Origin of the sequence: Devosia sp. Root685 (assembly GCF_001427875.1) — a bacterium.
GTDB lineage: Bacteria > Pseudomonadota > Alphaproteobacteria > Rhizobiales > Devosiaceae > Devosia.
In genome coordinates, this window is the sequence record NZ_LMHK01000002.1 from 615,080 (window position 1) to 635,375 (window position 20,296).

Annotated in this window: 10 protein-coding genes; 8 read left to right on the forward strand and 2 right to left on the reverse strand. The window is 62.5% G+C overall.

Features of this window, described 5'->3' with window-relative positions:
* Positions 1–150: 150 nt before the first annotated feature.
* The 6 genes from ASD83_RS20965 to ASD83_RS11470 form a co-directional block, all read left to right on the forward strand.
* Positions 151–8,601, forward strand: an 8,451-nt coding sequence (locus ASD83_RS20965) for a peroxidase family protein (RefSeq protein WP_210168345.1), incomplete at its 3' end; no start/stop codon positions are given.
* Positions 8,602–8,657: 56 nt separating this feature from the next.
* Entirely contained in the window at positions 8,658–9,389 is a 732-nt protein-coding gene (locus ASD83_RS21555) for a hypothetical protein (protein WP_413813499.1), read from the forward strand.
* Between the two features lie 80 nt (positions 9,390–9,469).
* Positions 9,470–11,218 (forward strand): type I secretion system permease/ATPase, encoded by a 1,749-nt coding sequence (locus ASD83_RS11455; protein ID WP_056310956.1) that lies wholly within the window; start codon positions 9,470–9,472, stop codon positions 11,216–11,218.
* A complete protein-coding gene (locus ASD83_RS11460) occupies positions 11,215–13,224 on the forward strand; it encodes a calcium-binding protein (RefSeq protein WP_056310958.1) in 2,010 nt (669 codons plus the stop codon). The genes ASD83_RS11455 and ASD83_RS11460 overlap by 4 nt, the downstream gene beginning before the upstream one ends.
* A gap of 20 nt (positions 13,225–13,244) precedes the next feature.
* On the forward strand, positions 13,245–14,588 hold the full coding sequence (locus ASD83_RS11465; protein ID WP_056310960.1) for an HlyD family type I secretion periplasmic adaptor subunit: 1,344 nt from the start codon (positions 13,245–13,247) through the stop codon (positions 14,586–14,588).
* Positions 14,589–14,718: 130 nt separating this feature from the next.
* On the forward strand, positions 14,719–15,378 hold the full coding sequence (locus ASD83_RS11470; protein WP_056310962.1) for a response regulator: 660 nt from the start codon (positions 14,719–14,721) through the stop codon (positions 15,376–15,378).
* 14 nt (positions 15,379–15,392) lie between these two features.
* Here the strand turns inward: ASD83_RS11470 and ASD83_RS11475 are convergent, their stop codons facing one another.
* Entirely contained in the window at positions 15,393–16,208 is an 816-nt protein-coding gene (locus ASD83_RS11475; protein ID WP_082561132.1) for a Crp/Fnr family transcriptional regulator, read from the reverse strand.
* A 312-nt stretch (positions 16,209–16,520) separates the two neighbouring features.
* On the opposite strand from ASD83_RS11475, the gene dgcA reads away from it, so the two are divergent.
* Entirely contained in the window at positions 16,521–17,516 is a 996-nt protein-coding gene (gene dgcA, locus ASD83_RS11480; protein ID WP_056310967.1) for an N-acetyl-D-Glu racemase DgcA, read from the forward strand.
* Between the two features lie 139 nt (positions 17,517–17,655).
* Here dgcA and ASD83_RS11485 read toward each other — a convergent pair whose 3' ends face one another.
* Positions 17,656–18,513, reverse strand: a complete 858-nt coding sequence (locus tag ASD83_RS11485; RefSeq protein WP_200946502.1) for a MurR/RpiR family transcriptional regulator — start codon at positions 18,511–18,513, stop codon at positions 17,656–17,658.
* Between the two features lie 255 nt (positions 18,514–18,768).
* Between ASD83_RS11485 and ASD83_RS11490 the strand changes: the two genes are divergently transcribed.
* Entirely contained in the window at positions 18,769–20,259 is a 1,491-nt protein-coding gene (locus ASD83_RS11490; RefSeq protein ID WP_156385986.1) for an ABC transporter substrate-binding protein, read from the forward strand.
* Positions 20,260–20,296: the final 37 nt, after the last annotated feature.

The window sequence follows — 20,296 nt, forward strand, 5'->3', positions numbered from 1 at the left end:
TTATGCCGCCGATCGGCTAGACGTTCCGACCTGACGCTCCGCGCCGATGTTGGGCACTATCCCAATCAAGTTAGGGGCCGTGGCAACCGCCGCGGCATGGATGGTGACAAGCCGCCTGTAACGGGCCGCATTTGTGCCGGAGGGGAAGTGATGGTTACCTATATCAAGAGCGACCTGGAATTCATTCTCGCGCAGATCAAGATCGCGGAAGCGCATGCCGCCGGCCAGCCTCTTTATGGACCTGGCGGCCTGATCCCGACCTACAATCTGGCCTGGGGCCTGCGCACCGTAAACGGCGAATACAACAACCTGTTGCATCCCGAATGGGGTTCCGCCGACAATCCCTTCCCCGAGCCGCTCGGCAACGATTATCGCGATGCTCAGGGCGGCATGCTCGATCCCGATGGCCCGGGACCTGCGCCCGAATTCCCAACGGCGCCCAACTACAACCCATCGACCAATCCGAACAATGTCGTCATCGACGGTAGCGTTCGCACGATTTCCAACCTGATCGTCGATCAGACGCTCGATAATCCCGCCGCTATCATGGTGGCGCTACAGCGCGCCGGCATCACGCCCCCTCCGGGCATGACGCTGCTCGATATCGCCATCAGCATTCGGGACGAGTACCAACCGGTCAAACCCTTCGTTGAAGCGGCCGAAGCCGCCCATGTGGCAGACGTGAATGCGCAGCGCACGCTTGCCGCAGCGCTTGCGGCCACGCCCCAGGACCCGGTCGCCGTCGCGGCAGCACAGACCGCCGCCGCAGCAACGGCCGCAGCCTCGGCCACGGCCGACGCCGATCTTGCCACGGCCCGTGGCCCGCTCGATCTGCTGCTCACCGAAAACGGCATCAGGATGGATGGCGACAATATCTCGCTGCCCAATATCGCGCCCGACGAAGGCCTCTCCGCCTCGTTCAATTCCTGGTTCACGCTCTTCGGCCAGTTCTTCGACCATGGCCTTGATCTCGTGGGTAAGGGCGGCAGCGGCACCGTATTCATCCCGCTTTCGCCCGATGATCCGCTCTACGACCCGACGAGCCCCACCAATTTCATGGTGCTGACCCGCGCCACGGTGGGCGCCGGGCCAGACGGCATTCTGGACGATCCCGATACGCTGGCGGTCGAAAGCACGGACGATGTCCGCCCGATCAACACCACGACCCCGTTTGTCGACCAGAACCAGACCTATACCTCGCATGCCTCGCACCAGGTCTTCCTGCGCGAATATATCCTGGTCGGCGGCAAGCCCCAGGCGACGGGCAACCTGCTCGACGGCACCAATGGCGGCCTGCCCACCTGGGCCGAGGTCAAGGCACAGGCCAAGGCCATGCTCGGCATCGACCTGACCGACTATCACGTCGGCAACCTGCCTCTGCTCGCCACCGATGAATACGGCAATTTCATTCCCCATCCCGTCACCGGCTTTGCCCAGGTGGTGATGGTGGGAAATCCGCCGACCCTGGCATCGGGCACGCCGGCCTCTCCGCTCAGCCTCGTTACGGTCACCCCTGACGACGCCAGCGACGCCGACACGCTTCCCCAGGTCACCCATCTGGCCGTCCGCACTGGCCACGCCTTCCTCGACGATATCGCCCATACCGCTGTGCCGGTCGGCAAGATCGCCGATGGCGATATCGAAATCGGCCTGGCGAACAGCGATGGATCGCCGATCAGCACGTCCTACGACAACGAACTGCTCGACGCGCATTTCGTCACTGGGGACGGCCGCGGCAATGAGAATATTGGCCTCACCACGGTGCACCATGTGTTCCATTCAGAGCACAATCGCCTGATGGCGCATACCAAGGACGTCGTCCTTGCCACCAATGATCTGGCCTTCATCAATGAATGGCTCGATGTGGGCCTGACATCGCTCGACCAGATCGATACCGAAGCGGAACGCACCGCCCTCAAGAACGATGTTGGCCGCTGGGATGGCGAGCGTCTCTTCCAGGCCGCCAAGTTCGGCACCGAGATGCAGTATCAGCACCTCGTTTTCGAAGAGTTCGCCCGCAAGATCCAGCCCAATATCAACGTCTTCCTCGTTCCGGACGGCTACGACGTCACCATCGACCCGACAATTCTCGCCGAGTTCGCCCATGTCGTTTATCGCTTCGGCCATTCCATGCTGACGGAAACGATCGACCGTTACGATCCCTCCTTCACGCCCGACCAGATCGGGCTCATCGAAGGCTTCCTCAATCCACTCGAATTCGCCTCGTTACCTTCCGACGAGATGGCGGGCGCCGTCATTCGCGGCATGACGCGTCAGGTTGGCAACCATATAGACGAATTCGTCACCAGCGCCCTGCGCAACAATCTGCTCGGCCTGCCGCTCGATCTGGCAACGATCAATCTGGCCCGCGGCCGCGACACCGGCGTGCCCTCGCTCAACGAGGCCCGCCGCCAGTTCTACGAGGCCACCGGCAATGATGCGATCCTCAAACCCTATACAAGCTGGGTCGAATTCGCGAGCCATCTCAAGCATGAAGCCTCGATCATCAACTTCATCGCCGCCTATGGCACGCATGCCCTGATCACGGGTGAAACAACCATCGAAGGCAAACGCGACGCCGCCATCACGCTCATTCTGGGCGAGGCATTCGGCAAATTCGCCGCCATGGAGCCACCCTTCGTCATGCCTGCGGATCGTGACGACTTCCTCAATGGCACCGGTTCCTATGGTGCGGCCGGCGCCCTAGGCGGCCTCGAAAATATCGACCTCTGGATCGGTGGCCTTGCCGAGGCGACCACGCCCTTCGGCGGCATGCTCGGCTCGACCTTCAACTTCGTCTTCGAAACCCAGATGGAGAAGCTGCAGAACGGCGACCGCTTCTACTACCTCCAGCGCCTCGATGGCCTGCACCTCTTCGGCGAAATGGAGGCAAATTCCTTCGCCGCCATGATCATGCGCAACACCGACGCAACCCACCTGCCCTCGGACGTGTTCTCGACGCCCGGCCTCATCCTCGAGGTCGATCAGACGCGGCAGTTCAATGACCTCGACGGCAATGGCACGCTCGAAAGCATCGATCCTGTCGGCACGGGCCTCCTGACGCAGCTGGTCATTCGCAACAACCCCGCTACCACGGGCCTCGACACCAATTACCTGCGCTATACCGGGGGCGATCACGTCATCCTCGGCGGCACTAACAATGCCGACATGATGATTGCCGGTATCGGCGACGACACGCTCTTTGGCGATGGCGGCAATGACAACCTCGAAGGCGGCCATGGCAACGACATCATCAATGGTGGCGATGGCGACGACATCATCCGCGACATGGGTGGCGACGACAATATCAAGGGCGGCGACGGCCATGACGCCATCCATGCCGGCCCGGGCCTCGATCTCGTTCTGGGCGGCCGCGGTCAGGACTTCGTCGTCCTCGGCACCGATATGGGCTCGGAGGTCTTCGGCGGTGAAGGCAATGACTTCATCCTCGGCAACAAGAACGCCGAACGCATTCTCGGCAATGAGGGCGACGACTGGCTCGAAACCGGCACCTTCGACGGCGCCCCCGGCGATAATTTCGATGAAATCTTCGCCCACGACGGCATCCGCGGCAATGACGTGTTCCTCGGCGACGGCGGCTTTGACGAGTTCATCGGCGAAGGCGGCGACGACATCATGGTGGGCAGCCCCGGCCGCGGCAAAATGGCCGGCATGTCCGGTTTCGATTGGGCGACCTATAAGGACAATGTCGCCGGCGTGAATGCCGACCTGTCCATTCCCATCGTCTTCGACGAGGCCCCCGTACTCCCAGAAAATGCCGCGCTCGATGAATTCGAGTCGATGGAAGGCCTCTCCGGTACCCGCTTTAACGACATATTGAAGGGTTCCGAAGAAGACGCCACGACCCGCGTGCCCGCCAGCCAGGGTGGCTCGACCGGCTACCTCGGCAGCGCACTCGACGCTCAGGGCATCGCATTGATCAACGGCCTGCAGGCAGTCCTCGGCACCGGCGTCACCTCGTTCCTTGCCGGTGACATCATCCTTGGCGGCGACGGCAGCGACGAGATCCAGGGCAATGCCGGCGACGACATCATCGATGGCGACAAGTGGCTCGACGTGCAGATCGGCGTCTTTGCGGCAACCGATCCGAACCACCTCGGCACGCCTCTTCGTCTCGTCAACAGCATGAAGGACCTGACCAGCGACGTCTTCTCCGGCCTCGTCAATCCCGGCCAGCTCGCCATCGTCCGCACCATCAGGACCGACACCACGCCCGGCGACATCGACACCGCCGTCTTCCGCGACGTCAGCACCAACTTCTCTTTCTCGCTCGACGCCGATGGCAGGCTTGTTGTCTCGCACGCCATTGAAGACGGTATCGAAGGAACCGATACCCTGTCGGGCATCGAACGCCTGCGCTTTACCGACGGCACCTATGCCATCGTCATGGGCACCCCCTTCAACGACAATGGCGGGGCCAATCCGGCCACCGACCGGCCGGTGCTCAACGGCACCGATGCGAACGAGATCATCGTCGGCCTCGCCGGCAGCGATATCCTCAACGGCAATGGCGGCAATGACGTTCTGATCGGCGGCACTGACGGCGCATCGACAGCCGTCGTCAACGACGCCTTCGGCACAGCCTCCGCCGCCTGGACAGAAAGTGGCGATGTGACCACTGGCACCGTGCTCACCAGCGGCCAGATCCGCATCACGGGCGGCGCGCTCGTCTTCGGCGACAACGACAATGACCCCGGCAATGGCGGCGCACAAATTCAGCGCACGCTGAACCTGGCCGGCGCCAATGCCGTCAGCATCGCCTATTCCTACGCCGAAAACAGCTTCGACAATGGCGAGACCGTCCAGGTCCAGTTCTCGGCTAACGGCACCACCTTCACAACCATCCAGACCATAGATGGCGACTCCGGCAGTGGATCGTTCAACGTGCAGCTCTCGGGGCCCTTCCTCCCGGCAGCAGCGATACGCTTTGTCGTCAGCGGCACCAACAACAACAGCGCCAATGACACGGTCGCCATCGACAATCTGGTGGTGACGGCGCTACACGGCGATCAGCTCAATGGCGGCCTCGGCAACGATACCTACGGCTTCGGCCTTGCCGACGGCAACGACGTCATCACCGAAACCGGCGGCACCGACCGCGTCACCATCGCCCGCGGCACAGCCGCAGTTCCCCTTGCTGCATTGACCGCCGTCCGCCAGGCCAATAACGACCTGACCCTGGGCTTCAACGGCCAGACCGTCACGGTTGCCAATGAGTTCGGCAACAATGCCAATGCCCGCGTCGAACTGGTGAATTTCAGCAATAATGTCTATGGCGGCGTGACGCTTGCCGGCGACTATGCCGTCAGCTTCGACACCAATGACGATGACGACGGCGACGGTGTGGGCGAACTCGGACCGGTCGATCCCAACACCAGCTCCCTGGTGGTTGGCACGGCCGCTGCAGACAACCTCCTCGGCAGCGGCGAAAACGACGTCCTCTTCGGCGGTGCCGGCAACGACACCCTGACCGGCGACGGCGGCAATGACCTGCTGATCGGCGGCGCCGGCAATGACGACATGATCGGCAATGACGGCGACGACACCTATGAGGTCGACTCGGGCGGCGACGACATCACCGAAAATGCCAATGAAGGCATCGACACGGTCCTGGCCTCGGTCAACTTCAACCTCACCGACGCCAACCTTGAAAACCTGATGTTCACCGGCACAGCCAACCTCAACGGCAACGGCAATGCCGGTGCCAATCAGATCACGGGCAATGCCGGCAACAACAATCTCAACGGCCTTGGCGGCAATGACATCATCGATGGCGGCGCCGGCAATGACACGCTCACCGGTGGCGCCGGCAACGACACCATTATCGGCGGGCTGGGAACTGAAGACACCACCGTCTTTGCCGGTGCAGCCAGTGCCTATGACTACGCTGTGAACGCCACAGGCCAGCTCGTGGTCACCCACCGCAACGGCGGCGCCGATGGCACCGACACGTTGACCGGCGTCGAAAACCTGTCACTCAATAACGTGAACTATGACATCATCCTGGGCAGCAACACCGACGACGCGGCGCTGAATGGTGCGACTGGCGCCAACAATAGCCAGCTTGTGCTTGGCCTTGACGGCAACGACACGCTCAATGGCGGCGCGGGCAATGACATATTGCTCGGCGGCGCTGGCAACGACATCCACGATGGCGGCACTGGTGCCGACATCATGGGCGGCGGCGCCGGCAACGACACTTATATTGTCGACAATACCGGCGATATCGTCGATGAAGCGGCCAATGCAGGCACCGATCAGGTCAATTCCTCGGTCAGCTTCACTTTGGGTGCCAATGTCGAAAACCTGACACTGACCGGCACGACCGATGGCGTCAACGGCACGGGCAACGCGCTCGACAACACCATCAACGGCAATGACGGCGAAAACCAGCTGTTTGGCGGTGGAGGCAACGACACCATCAATGGCGGCGCCGATGCCGACCTTCTCGATGGCGGCACGGGCAACGACACGCTCAACGGCGGCCTCGGCAACGACTCCGTTACGGGCGGCGAAGGCGACGATACGATCATTGTCAGTGATGGCAACGACACCCTGCGCTATACCGCCAACGGTTTTGGTGCCGACACCGTAACGGGCTTCGACGCCGACGCCACTGGTGGTCAGGATCTCGTCGACCTCAGCGGCATGGGCATCACCGCCGCCAATTTCGCCACCCGCGTCACCATCGCAGACGTAACCGGACCGAACGCTGCGCTCATCACCGTCGATGGCGGCACCGGCGGCACCATTCGCCTCAACGGGGTGACGGCGGCGTCTCTTACCCAGACCGATTTCGTGCTCGCCACGGCGACCACGAACACCATTACCGGCACCAATACCGGCCAGACGCATCTCGGCACCAATGCCGCCGAAACCATCAATGCGCTTGGCGGCAATGACACGGTCAATGCCAGCGGCGGCAACGATATCGTCAATGGCGGCGAAGGCGCCGACATTCTCAACGGCGGCGAGGGCAACGACACGCTCACCGGTGGCCTCGGCGCCAGCACAGGCACCTTCGCCGACGACTTCGGTGGTGGGGTTTCCTACACCGACAACAATGGCACGCTGCTCTTCAATGGCGGCTGGACCGAAGGCGGCGGTGAAAACACCGACGACAATTCGGGCGATATCCAGATCAATACCGCCAATACCGGCCGCCTGCACTTCAACGACGGCATCGACGGCGGCGAAACCATCCAGCGCGCCTTCGATCTGACTGGGGCGACCTCCGCTTCTGTGCAGTTCGCCTATGTCGGCGACGCCGGCCTGACTGCCGGCGAGTCGGTGAGTGTCGAGGCCTGGAACCATACGACGAACAGCTGGCAGGCCCTTGCCGGCGGCGTCTTCAGCACGGCGAGCAGCACGTTCAGCATCGCCCTGACCGCCGCCCAGATCGGCCCCCAATCCGCCATCCGCTTCACGGCGAACGGCAATTGGGATGGCGGCGACGACTTCTTTGTCGATAGCTTCGTGGTCAATGCCACCGGCAATCTCGGCGTCGATACCATCAACGGCGACAATGGAGACGACACCATCGTCTGGAACGCCAATGCGGCAAACCCGACCGATAGCCGGCAGGTGGTTAATGGCGGCGCCGAAGGCCTTGCCGGCGATACCTTCGCTATCAATGGCAGGGCCGGCGCGGAAACCTACACGATCTACACCCGCGCCGCCTTCGCCGCGATCGCTGGCAATAGCCTGACCGGGTTCAATGCGGGAACCGAAATCATCGTCACCCGCAATGGCACCAACAATGCCTCGGTGATCGCCGAACTGCGCGAGATCGAGGAAATCCGCATCAATGGGTTCGACCCCAATGGAACAGGCACCCCGGGCGGCGACACGTTCAATATCGTGGGCGATTTCTCGACCACGAGCCTTCGTCTCAACACCATCACCATCGATGGCAATGTGGGCGACGACACGATCGACATCTCGGCCCTGAGCTCTGCGCACCGCATCGTCTTCAAGTCCAATGGCGGCCACGACACCATCCTGGGCACCCTGCGTCCCCAGGACGTCATCGAACTGCCCCCGGGCAGCACCATGGCCGACTTCGTCGAAACCACCGACGAAAACGGCGTCACGACCCTGAGCGATGGTGAACATTCCATCCGCTACGTCTCCCATGGCGGCCCGCCGATCATTGATGACGGGGACGACGATGAGGACGACGAAGACGAGGATGATGACGATCACGTCCCCGGCGATGACGACGACGATGAAGATGATGATGGCGACGATGATGATGCGCCTGTTGTGGGTGGTCCGGTTCTTGGCACACCACAGGATGACGTGTTGCTCGGCACCTCTGGCGGCGATTTGGTGTTCGGGTTTGCCGGGACCGACTACATCATCGCCAATGCCGGGGTGGACGTGATCCGGGCCGGTGCCGGTGACGATTTTGTCGACGGAGGGGCGGGTCGCGATATCATCTTTGCCGATGATGGCGATGACGATGTCTTTGGCGGCGATGACGACGATCTGATCTATGGCGAAGGTGGCCATGATCGTCTCTTCGGCGGCTCGGGCAATGACCTCGTGGATGGCGGAGACGGCAATGACACCGTCTTCNAATCCGGGCCGGTGCCGGTGACGATTTTGTCGACGGAGGGGCGGGTCGCGATATCATCTTTGCCGATGATGGCGATGACGATGTCTTTGGCGGCGATGACGACGATCTGATCTATGGCGAAGGTGGCCATGATCGTCTCTTCGGCGGCTCGGGCAATGACCTCGTGGATGGCGGAGACGGCAATGACACCGTCTTTGGCGGCGCCGGCAACGACCTGTTCGTCGGCTCGCTCAATGATGGCAACGACACCTATTATGGTGGCGAGCTCTCGGGCGACGCGGGCAATGACACGCTCGACATGGCCTTCCTCACCGCCAATGCCGTGGTGGATCTGGGTACCGGGGTCGGTGGCCGCGGCAGCGCCGTCTCAAGCCAAAGCGGCACCGATACGCTCTACGGCGTCGAAAACGTCACCACGGGCTCGGGCGATGACACGATCACCATGAGCAATGCCGTCAATGTGGTGGATGGCGGGGCGGGCGAGGACATCTTCGTCTTCGGTTCGGCCGCAGCCGCCCATGGCGATACGATCCGTGGCTTTGAGGCCGGCGACAAGATCGACCTTTCGGGGATCGATGCCAATGCCGGGATCGCGGGGAACAATAGCTTCACCCTCCAAAGCGGCCAGGCCGCGACCGCCCCGGGCCAGATCGTCGTCACCCACGAGACGCGGGAAGATGGGGAATATACCGTCATCTCGGGCAATACGGCCGGGGACAATGCCCCCGAGTTCCGCATCAGCATATCAGGCAATCACGCCCTGACCGGCACCGACTTCAACCTTTAGCCTCCAACTGCCCGGCCGGGTTCAACCGGCCGGGTTTTTTCCTTCCAGAAGACAATCCATCCATCCCTCGGGGGCCGATCATGGCATCGACAAAAGTTCTGGCCGAACATCGCGGCGACGAGATGCTGCGCAAGGAGTTCAAGGGCGTCGCGGTCTTCCTGTTCTGGATCTCGGGCATCATCAATGTGCTGGCGCTGACCGGCTCGTTCTACATGCTGCAGATCTACGATCGGGCCCTGACCAGCGGCTCTATCCCGACGCTTCTGGCGCTCTCGATCCTCGTTATCGGGCTCTATCTCTTCCAGGGCGTTTTCGACATCGTGCGCAGCCAGTTGCTCGTCCGTATCGGCGCCCGCTTTGATCGCATGCTGGCTCCCATCGCCCATCGCGTCAGCGTCGACATGCCCCGCTTCGGCTTTTCGACCGGCGAGGCATTGGAGCGTGGCAGGGACGTCGACACCATCCGCTCCTTCATGGGCAGCCAGGGCCCGGTGGCCCTGTTCGATCTGCCCTGGGTGCCGCTCTATATCTTGTTCGTCTACTTCCTCCATCCCGTGCTCGGCGCCCTGACGCTTGGCGGCGCTTTCGTCTTGACGCTCCTCACCATCTGGACCGAGCTCAAATCGAGAAAACTCGCCGCCGCCGCCCAACAGGCCTTCCTTACCCGCAATGCCGTGGCCGATTCCAATGCCCGCAATGCCGATATCCTGAAGGCCATGGGCTTTGCCGGCCGTGCCGTCAGCCGCTTCAACGAGGTCAACCAGGACCACCTGACCCTGCAAACGCGCGCTAGCGATGTCATCGGCACCTTCGGCGCCTTCTCGCGCATTTTGAGAATGGTGCTGCAATCGGCGCTTCTGGGTACCGGCGCCTACCTCACCATTCAGGGTCAGATGTCTGCCGGCGCCATCATCGCGGTCTCGGTCGCATCCTCACGCGCCCTGGCCCCCATCGACATGGCCATCGGCAATTGGAAGGGCGTCGTCGCCGCCCGCCAGGCGTTCAAGCGCCTCCGCGATACCATGGTGGCCCTTGCAGGCATGACCAAGCCGCTCGATTTGCCGGCCCCCACAAAATCGCTCAAAATCGACAAGATCTCGGTGGCCGCCCCGGCCTCTGGCCGCGTCCTTCTCACCGAAGTCGCCTTCGAACTCAATGCCGGCCAGGGCCTTGGCGTCATTGGCCCCAGCGGCGGCGGCAAGACCACCCTTGTCCGCGCCCTCACCGGCATCTGGCCAGCACTCCGCGGCGCCATTCGCCTCGACGAGGCCGACCTCACCCAGTGGGACGAGGAAAAGCTCGGCCAATATATCGGCTATCTCCCCCAGGACGTGGCTTTGCTCGATGGCACCATCATCGAAAATATCACCCGCCTCTCGCCCCAGCGCGACGCCCGCGCCATTGTCGCGGCCACAAGAGCCGCCGGCGTCCACGAGATGATCGTGCGGCTCCCCGATGGCTATGACACCCAGCTCGGTCCCATGGGCACCGCCCTTTCCGCTGGCCAGCGCCAGCGCCTCGGTCTGGCCCGCGCCCTTTACGGCGATCCCTTCGTTGTCATCATGGACGAGCCCAATGCCTTCCTCGATGCCGAGGGCGAACAGGCGCTGAACATGGCCATCCGCCAGATCCGCGCCCGCGGCGGCATTGCCGTCGTCGTCGCCCATCGCCCCTCGATCCTCGCCGAAGTCGATATGGTCGCCGTCATCCAGAACGGCCGCCTCACCGCCTTCGGCCCCAAGGAAGAGATCGTCGCCGGCCAGCGCCAGGCCAATGCCAACGCGCTCAAAGTGGTCGAGCCGCGCACGGAAACGGGAGGCATGGCATGATCATCGAGGCCAAATCCAGCCAGCAGCAAAAGCCCGATCCCGCTGACCTCAGAAAAAAGCTCGACCTTAACCTCCCCGAAAAGACCTCGCGCCTGCCGGTCTATCTGGCGCTGTTCTTCACCGGCATCGCCGCCTACATAAAAAGCGTCTTCCCCGCCGAGGCGCAAAGCCATGCGCCCGAGGGCAGCCACGCCAATCCCGCCGCCAATAGCGGCGCGCCCCGCGGCGCGCGCCACGAGCCGGGCGGACCCGGCGTCGATCTCATGACCACCGGCAGCGTCGATGAAGATCACCCCAGAAGCGCGACGCGCCATGCCGCCCTCGGCTGGGACGAGGCTTTTACCATGCCTGACCCGCTCGCCTTCCACTATACCGCAGCCTCCTTCAACTTCCTCGGCCCCAATGTCGCCCCCTTCTTCCCCGCCGCCGTCCACTACCGGCCGCAGAACGACAATGCCGCCCTCGTCGGACGCAACGAACCGTCCTTCAGCGCCCCCGCCGCCCCGCGCCATTCCACCCATCATGACCCCGCCGCCCCACCAGCGGACGGCAGCGATGACGATACCGCGAATGACGACGACGAAGACGACGACAAATCACCAAACACCAACCGCGCCCCGACCGTTCTCGGCCCCGTCAGGCTCCACGATGTCTTTGCCGGCCAGGTCGTCCTCATCGGCCTCTCCAATCTGCTCTTCGGCGCCAGCGATCCCGACAACGACACTCTGACCATCAACAACCTCACCGCCACCGGCGGCACCCTGGTCCAGACAGCCCATGGCTGGTCCCTCGCCACCCTGCCCGGCACGCTTGGCCTTGTCACCTTCACCTACGAGATCAGCGATGGCCTCTTGCACATCGTCCAGACCGCCAGTTTGGACATCACCCGTCATCAGGTGCTTCTCACCCCCAATAACGACACCTATGCCGGCACCCCCTGGGACGACGACATCGACGCCCTTGCCGGCCACGACATCATCGACGCCCGCGCCGGCAATGACAGCGTCACCGGCGGCCTTGGCGACGACCACATCATGGGCGGCGACGGCGACGACCAACTCTTCGGCAACGAAGGCAACGACGTCATCTTCGGCGGGAACGGCAACGACCTCATCTCCGGCGGCACCGGCAATGACCGCCTCTTCGGCGAAGCCGGCCATGACATCATCAACGGCGACGACGGCGACGACACCATCTCAGGCGGTGAAGGCGACGACATCATCGACGGCGGCACCGGTAATGACACCATCCAAGGCGACGAGGGCAACGACGTCATCTACGGCAATGACGGAGACGATACGCTCGAAGGCAATGAAGGCAACGACACCATCCTTGCCGGCCGCGGCGCCGATCACATCGCCGGTGGCGAAGGCAATGACCTGATCGACAGCGGCGAAGGCGATGACGAAATCGACGCCGGCCCCGGTGACGACAGGATCACGGGCGACCCCGGCAATGACCACATCGACGGCGGCGAAGGCCACGACACGCTCGACTACGCCGCCTTCACCGCCGACATTCACCTCGACTTCGCGGCCGGCACCGCCACGAGCGACGAAATCGGTGAAGACCACTTCCAAAGCATCGAGCAGGTCATCGGCGGCGAGGGCGATGATACATTCGTCTTCGGCGCGACCGGCGTCGTCGTCGCGGGCGGCCGCGGGGACGACCTGTTCATTTTCACCCTCGCCGACGAAGCCCCCACCCTCAGCTACCAGATCGTCTACGGCATTCTCGACTTCGTCGTCGGCGACCGCATTCACGTTGCCGATTACGAAATATCCCGCCGCGCCGAACGGCTCGAAGAAGAACGCTTCGGCGATGTTTACGACGCGATCGACGACGGCTTCGAAGCCGGCCTGCCGATCCGCATCACCTATGCCCATTATGACGATATCGACCACACCATCATCGAGGCCGATGTCGACCGAAACGACTTCTATGAAATCTCCATCACCCTCGATGGCGTTCACTTGCCTCTGGCGATCGGCAATCAGGTCGCCTGATCAGCGACGGGAGTAAACAGATGACGACCATCGACATGGCGGCACCCTATCCTCGTGCCAACCTCTCGCGCAGCAAGGTCAAGAGCTCGGATTTTTCGCTGCGCGGGCGCGTAGTCACCGGCAGCGTCGCCGCCGTTTTGCTGCTGGCCGGCATTGGCGGCTGGGCGGCCACCGCCAAATTGTCGGGCGCCGTCATCTCCAGCGGCACCGTGCTCGTTGCCGAAAACGTCAAGGTCATCCAGCACCCCGATGGCGGCGTGATCCAGGAAATCGACGTCCACAAGGGCCAGCATGTCGCCGCCGGGGACGTGCTGCTTAAACTGGACGACGTGCAGATCCGCACCGAGCGCTCGATCATCAAGGGGCAACTGGCCGAACTGGTAGCGCGACAGGCAAGACTGATCGCCGAGCGCGACGCCGCCAAGGAGATTTCCTTTCCGCTCGATTTCCTCTCCACCTATCCCGATGCCATCCTGATCCTCCATGGCGAGCAGCAATTGTTCGAAAGCACGACCCGCAACAGGGAGTCCCAGCGCGAGCAGCTCCAGTTGCAGGTCTCGCAGCTACAGGAGGAAATCGGCGGCCTGCAGTTCCAGGCGACAGCCCTCGACGATGAGCTGGCCCTGGCGCGCGAGGAACGCGACCGCATGGGCACGCTGTCCGAAAAAGGCCTGATCGAAACCACAAGGCTTAACGGCGCCGACCGCGAACTGGCCCGCATGCTCGGCTCGAAGGGCGAACTGACCGCCAGCATCGCCCGCTCCAATGCGCGCATCAGCGAAATCAACCTGCAAATCCTCGCCATCGACGATGTCGCCTATACCGAAGCCCAGCGCGAACTGCGCACCGTTACGGCCAATATTGCCGAATTGAACGATCGCCTCGTAGCCGTCGAGGCCCGCCTTGATCGAACCCTCATCCGCGCCCCGGTAAGCGGCTCGGTGAACGAACTGGCCGTCACGACCCTCGGCGGCGTCATCGGCTCGGCCGAGCGCCTGCTCACCATCGTGCCTGACGACGCCGATCTCTCGATCGAATTCCGGGTCGCCGTCAAGGATATCGACCAGATACTGCCCGGCCAGGAAGTAAAACTGCGCTTCAGCGCCTTTGATCAACGCACCACGCCGGAAATCCCGGCCGTCGTCTCGCGCATTTCCGCCGCCGCGACCAGCGACCCCCAGAGCGGCCAAAGCTACTATGTCGCCGAGGCCAGCGTGACTGGCGATCTTTCGGTTCTGGGCAATCGCGGCCTCATTCCCGGCATGCCCGTGGAAGTCTTCGTCCAGACCCAGGAACAGGTCGCCATCGCCTATTTCGTCAAGCCATTCACCGACCAGATCGCCCGCGCCTTCCGCGAAGAGTAAGTAGTACTGACATTCGGGTTCATCACATTTGCAAACCAGCAAATAAAGGGAATTTACCGGCCATTAATTAAGTCGTAGGCTCTGAAATGCAAGGAAAACTGGGGTTGCAGGCAAGTACTGCTGTGGTGCAATGAGGAAAACAATCAGAGTCGCAATCGCCGATGACCATCCGGTTTTGCTGGCCGGCATGGTCTCCCTCTTTGCCGGAAGCGACCGGCACGAAATTGTCGGTCAGGCCGACAGCGCCGATGCCAGCATGGAGCTGGTGAAGACGCTCGCCCCCGACGTCATCATCATGGATCTGAGCATGCCGGGCGACGTGTTTCGCACCATTGCACAGATCGGGGCCACGGCCCCGGATACCAGGATCGTCGTCTTCACCGCCTATTGTTCGATCGAATCCGCGCTCAAGGCGCTCGATGCCGGTGCCACCGGCTTTGCCCTCAAGGGCAGCCCCTCTTCCGAGCTTCTCGAAGCGATCGATACGGTCATGGCAAACCAGATGTTCGTCACCCGCCAATATGCCAGCCAGGTCATGAATGGCCTGCGCGACCGGGCCCGCCGGCAGGCGCTGGACGAAGCCGTCCGGCTCAATGTGCGCGAAAAGCAGATCGTGGGCCATCTCATGCAGGCCCGCACCAATCGCGAAATCGCCACAGCGCTCCAGATCAGCGAAAAAACGGTCAAGCACTACATGACTGGCCTCATGCTCAAACTCAAGGCGCGCAATCGGGTTGAAGTCGTCATCGCCTCGCGCCTCAGTCAGGAACAGGCCGACGCCCGCTCCTGATCGGCGTTAACTGCCTATTCGGCCGCGACGTGAATGCCCGCCAAGCCGTCAGACATGCCGGTCCGACGCGGCGCATGCTGGCCTGTCGGTTCCCTCGAAACCGGCGATCCCGCAACTTTCTTGGGTCCCCGGCTGCGAACCATTTCAATGAGATAGTCCTCGTCCTGACGCGAGATCGCGATCAGGTCGGCGCGCTTCAACACGCGGAAATTGGCGCTGTTGATGACGGCAATGGTTCCCCGGCGCACCAGAGCCTGAATGGAGCGGCTGACACTCTCCTCGGTGGTCGCGAGATAGGCGGCAAAGTCGCGCCGGTTGATCGGCACATGAACGACGCCCGCCCTGCGGTCTTCGTCCGAACCCGTCAGAAGCTTGAGCACCATGAAGGTCGATACGCGTTCGATGACGCTTGTGCAGGCAAGGACGAGAATGCGCTCATGCGCCTCATCGAGCTGGTGCAGATTTTCCATATGAATGAAATGTTCGAGTTCGGGATCGGCCCCCAGTTGCGCTTCGAAAGCCGAACGCTCGAAGCAAGCAACAATCACCTTGCTCGCCGCCTCGATAGTAAACTCGGTCGCGACGCCAAAAATCCGCCCGAAAAAACCGGGCGCCTCGATGATCCCGATAATATTGGATCGACCATCGGGCAGAAACGTTACGAGCTTGACTGCCCCCGAGACGACATAGCCGACGATATCTTTCATGCCCGACTCGTAAATCGTCTCTCCTTGAGAGAATTCGCGCAGCCTGCCGGAGGCAATCGACCGATCTGCCAGTCTTTTCAATGACGAAGGAAAATCGCTTCTCTGGATAAACTGATTCGTCATTTCACTCTCCTTGCCCCCGCAAGTGCAAGTAGAGCCGAGCCCGTCGAAGCCTTCTATTCACGATGGTCGGGCCAATATTCAGACAAAGGCGCCGCGCCGAAATGACGTTAGTCGCCTACCCGATCAGACCTTAGTCTCATCCACCGGAAAAAGCTCAATCCGAAATCGATACAGATGGCCAAACCGCTGATTTCTAACGAATTTAGAACGCCGAAACCTCGGGCGACTTCACCACTTTGTGTCCGACGCCCCGCCGTTGATCCCACCCGCCATCCGCTGCTAGGAGTGCCCTACTTCGCTAGGGATAGGCCTATGACCACCACCCGCCTCCACGCCGAGATCGAAAGCTTCCCGATCGCGGGCCGCTTCACCATTTCGCGCGGCAGCAAGACCGAAGCCCGCGTCATCCGGGTGGAACTGGAACAGCACGGCTTGGTCGGCCAGGGCGAATGCGTCCCCTATGCGCGCTATGGCGAAACGCTGGAAAAAACCCTCGAAACCATCCAGAACCTCGCGCCCCAACTCGCATCCGGCCTCGACCGCGCCGGCCTCCAGACCGCCCTGCCCCCCGGCGCCGCCCGCAACGCCGTGGACTGCGCCTTCTGGGACCTCGAAGCCAAACGCGCCGGTACCGATGTCGCCAAACTCGCCAATGTCCGGCCGCCCGCACGCATCGAAACCGCCTACACCATCAGCCTCGATACGCCCGAGGCCATGGCCGAAGCCGCCCTCCGCCACGCCCATATGCCGCTCCTCAAACTAAAACTCGGCGCCCCTGGCGATGCCGACCGCCTCGCCGCCATCCGCGCCGCAGTGCCCAACACGCGCCTCGTCGTCGACGCCAACGAGGGCTGGCATCCAGACGAGCTGCAAACCCTCCTCCGCGCCTCTTTCGACGCCGGCATCGAACTCGTCGAACAGCCCCTGCCCGCCGGCAACGACGCCCCTCTCGCCGAAATCGAGCACACCGTTCCCATCTGTGCCGATGAAAGCGCCCACGCCCTTGCCGGCCTCGAAGCGCTTGTTGGCCGCTACGACGCGGTCAACGTCAAACTCGACAAGACCGGCGGCCTCACCGAAGCCCTCGCCGTGGCAAAGCGCGCAAAAGAACTTGATCTCTCCATCATGGTCGGCTGCATGGTAAGCACCTCGCTCTCCATGGCCCCGGCAAGCCTCCTCGCCCCCTTCGCCCGCTGGGTCGACCTCGACGGCCCCCTGCTCCTCGTCGCCGACCGCCCCAACGGCCTCGCCTACACCGACGGCGCCATCGATCCCACAGTCAACCGCCTCTGGGGCCGCTACGCCTAGGACCGATCGAAATTCGGCTCAGGCTGAGGCGAAAATGGCGGTTTTCGAGAACCGGAGCGGAGCGTACATCAGTACGTGAGCACCGGAAGCGCAGAAAACTGCCATTTGCAGGCCAGCATCAGCCGAATAGCGATTGGTCCTAACGCGGATGCGTCACATCCCGCGTGCGCTGCAACGCATCCACCGTCTGCTCATACCGCTGGTTGGCGACCCCCAGAAATAGACAATCCACAATCGCCAATTGCGCAATCCGGCTGACCATCGCCCCCGCCCGCAGCCGGCTCTCCCGCGCCCGGCTGACGAGACACTCCTCCGCTGCCCGCGCTAATGGCGAATCCGGCGATCCCGTCAGCGCAATCGTCAGCGCCCCCGCTTGCCGCGCAATCTCGATATAACGCACCGTATCCGCCGTCTCCCCCGAATGGGAAAACCCAAACGCCACCGTTCCCGGCGGCGAGAGCAATGCGGCCGTCCACGCCTCATGCGGATCGGCCAGCAAAAACGCATTGCGCCCGATGCGAAACAGCTTGTGATGGAGGTCCTGCGCCACGAACTGGCTGGCCCCGATGCCGAACAGCAAAATTCGCTGCGCCTTGTCGAGCGCCGCCACCACCCGCTCCAGCGCCTCATAGTCGAGCCCCGCAACCGTCTCGTCGATCGCCAGCATTTCGAGCGAAGCAACTTTTGACGCCATCTCGCGCAGCGTATCGGATTTGGCGATCTCGGCTCCAAGGATCAGGTTCGAGCCATATTGCGCCGTCTCCTTGCCCAGTTCCGTCGCCAGCGACATGCGCAATTGCGCATAGCCCGAAAGCCCCAGCACCTGGCAGAACCGCACCACCGAAGCGACCGATGTCTGACAGGTTTCGGCCAGTTCATAGATCGTCTTGTCGAGCACCAGGCTCGGCGTATCGCTGATGACGCTGGCCACCCGCTGCATCGCCGGCGTGAATTTCGCGGACGACGCTTCAATGGTCGATTGAATTCCCAAACCCATCCTCCCCTGGCCCACTGGCGCGCAATCACCCTAGCCCGAACCAGCCCAAAACTGAAACAATGTTTCACTAAAACGCAATTTTCTGAAACTCATTGACACACGCTGGCGCGACTTCATAGGCTTGTCATGAACCACTGCCGCCGACAGGGCAGCCCAAGGGGTTGGAGCGGCAATGCACTTCACGAGATTGGCCTTTCCGCGATAGGCCGACAGCAAGGAGGGAATAAGATGAACTGGACTAATCCTCGCAAGCTCATGACCGGGCTCGCCATCGCCACGGCGCTGTCCACGGCCGCCGTCGCACTGCCGGTAGAGGCCGCGACGCTCCGCATGGCCTGGAGCCAGGACGCGACGGGCCTCGACCCGCACAAGCAGACCGCCTTCCCGTCCATTCGCCTGCTCGAACTGGTCTATGAGCCGCTCGTGCGCCTTGACCCCGATCTCAACGTCATTCCCGCCATCGCCACGAGCTGGGAATTCGCCCCCGACGCCAAGACGCTGACCTTCAAGCTCGATCCGAATGCAAAATTCACCAACGGCGCCCAGGTCACCCCGGCCGACGTAAAAGCCTCGTTCGAACGCATTCTCAACGAAGAAACCGCCGCCGCCGCGCGCTCCAATTTCCTCTCCATCGACACCATCGACACCCCCGATGATGCAACCGTCGTCTTCAACCTCAAGACCGCCGACGTGCCGATCCTCGTCGCCATGGCCACCATCAATGCCGCCATTGTCCCGGCCAGCGAAATCACTGCCGGCACAATCGGCACGGAAGCCATCGGCTCCGGCCCCTTCAAGCTCGACAGCTGGGAACCCAATTCCCGCGAAGTCCTGAGCGCCAATGCCGATTGGGCTGGCGGCGACGTCAAGGTCGACGGCATCACCATTTCCGTCCTCCCCGACGAAACCGCGATCCTCGCCTCGCTCCGCGCCGGCCAGACCGATTTCGCTCTCCTCAACGACCCGCTCGTCGCCACCATGGTGCCCAACGAGCCCAACCTGCAGCTCAACCGGGTCGCCGGCCTTGCCTATAATGTGCTGCAGCTCAATCCCTCGCGCCCGCCCATGGACAATCTGAAAGTCCGCCAGGCCATGTCCTGCGCCATCAACCGCCAGGAAATCGTCGACGCGGCCCTTGCCGGTGAAGGCAAGGTGACCGGTCCCCTGACCATGCCCGCCTTCGCACAGGACCCGAGCACCCTCTTCTGCTATGAACAGGACCTCGAAAAAGCCAAGCAGCTCATGGCTGAATCGGGCGTCACCGGCTTCACCGCCAAGGTCATCGGCGCCACCGGCGAACCCCCGGTTGCCGCCTCCGAAGCCCAGGTGCTTCAGGCGCAGCTTGCCGAAATCGGCATCAATCTCGAAATCGAGATGATGGAACTCAACGTCTATGTCGACACCTGGCTCGCCGGCAATTTCGACATGGCCGTCGCCCAGAATGGCGGCCGTCCGGACCCGTTCCCGATGTACAACCGCTACTTCACCAAGGACGGCAACCTCCTGAAAGTATCCAACTTCGTCGATGACACGCTCGATACCCTGATGCGTGAAGGCCAGGCCGAAACCGATCCGGCCAAGCGCGTCGAAATCTTCCACAAGTTCGAAAACCACCTCGTCGAACAGTCCCCGTGGCTGTGGCTCTCCACGGGCTATGGCTACACCGCCCAGCTTAAGACGGTTTCGGGCTTCGTGCCCTCGCCGACCGGCACGCTGTTCGGCCTGACCGAAGTTTCGATCCAGTAATGACTCTCGGGGCCGGCTCCCAAGCCGGTCCCGACAT